The 1,499-nt window shown below is 56.7% G+C and carries 2 protein-coding genes; both read left to right on the plus strand.

Features of this window, described 5'->3' with window-relative positions; genetic code table 11:
- Window positions 1–33: 33 nt before the first annotated feature.
- Window positions 34–407, plus strand: a 374-nt coding sequence (locus ASD70_RS29820; RefSeq protein WP_442965904.1) for an immunoglobulin-like domain-containing protein, incomplete at its 3' end; no start/stop codon positions are given.
- A 61-nt stretch (window positions 408–468) separates the two neighbouring features.
- A partial coding sequence (locus ASD70_RS29825) for an immunoglobulin-like domain-containing protein (protein WP_442965905.1) occupies window positions 469–1,499 on the plus strand: 1,031 nt, incomplete at its 3' end.

Below are 1,499 nucleotides of genomic sequence, written 5' to 3' on the forward strand. Positions count from 1 at the left end.
GAAGGCGGCAATATCGTTTACACCGCCAGCCTTGTGGATAAAAACGGTGCGCCGGTAACTAACATCACCAACCCGCTCACCGTCACCCTGGATAACGGCCAATCCATCACTATCGGCGTGAACCAATCCAGCGGTTCTGTCTCGGTTGTGGCACCGGATGATGTGTACAAGGGCGATCAAACCGTCACCACCGCCATTAAAGGCGTGACCGGCGGCGAGCATTTCGAAAACCTGGTCCCTGGCACTACCGCGGTGAACACCACCGTTACGGATACCCCGGGCACTGACAACACCACTACCGTGACGCTGACTGCACCAAGTGCTGTTAACGAAGGTGGCGAGATCACCTACACCGCCACCTTGAGCAACAAGGCCGGCACCGACGTCACCTTGAAGCTGGACAACGGNACCACCACGATCAACGACACCATCGACAAGGTCGATGTGGTGCTGTCCGCCACCACTACTGTGGGCGAAGGCGGCAATATCGTTTACACCGCCAGCCTTGTGGATAAAAACGGTGCACCGGTGACCAACATCACCAATCCGCTCACCGTCACTCTCGATAACGGTCAGTCCATCACTATTGGCGTGAACCAAAGCAGCGGTTCTATCTCGGTTGTGGCACCGGATGATGTGTACAAAGGCGACCAAACCGTCACCACCGCAATCAAAGGCGTCACCGGCGGCGAGCACTTTGAGAACCTAGTTCCTGGGACCGATAAAGTCACCACGACTGTGACTGACACCCCGGGCACCGATAACACCACTACCGTGACGCTGACTGCACCAAGTGCCGTTAACGAAGGCGGCCAGATCACCTATACCGCTACGCTCTCCAATAAAGCGGGCACTGATGTAACGCTGAAACTCGACAACGGTTCGAGCATCACCATCAAGGCTGGCGACACYGTCGGCACCGTGACCGTMCCKGCGCCTACCGATGACGTGTTCATCGAYAAGAGCACCCAGACCGTTCAGATCACTGAGACCACTGGCGGCAACTTCGAGAAGTTGGAAGTTGCAGGCAACGGCGCGACTACCACGATCAACGACACTATCGACAAGGTCGATGTGGTGCTGTCCGCTACCACCACCGTGGGCGAAGGCGGCAATATCGTTTACACCGCCAGCCTTGTGGATAAAAACGGTGCGCCGGTAACTAACATCACCAACCCGCTCACCGTCACCCTGGATAACGGCCARTCCATCACTATCGGCGTGAACCAAAGCAGCAGTTCTGTCTCGGTTGTGGCCCCGGATGATGTGTACAAAGGTGATCAAACCGTCACCACCGCCATTAAAGGCGTGACCGGCGGCGAGCATTTTGAGAACCTAGTTCCAGGTACCGATAAAGTCACCACGACAGTGACTGACACACCGGGTACCGACAACACCACCACCGTGACCCTGACGGCTCCGTCTGAGGCTAACGAAGGTGGACAGATCACCTACACCGCCACCTTGAGCAACAAGGCCGGCACCGACGTCACCTTGAA

Source organism: Pseudomonas sp. Root569 (genome assembly GCF_001427465.1).
In the GTDB taxonomy this organism is placed as follows: domain Bacteria; phylum Pseudomonadota; class Gammaproteobacteria; order Pseudomonadales; family Pseudomonadaceae; genus Aquipseudomonas; species Aquipseudomonas synxantha.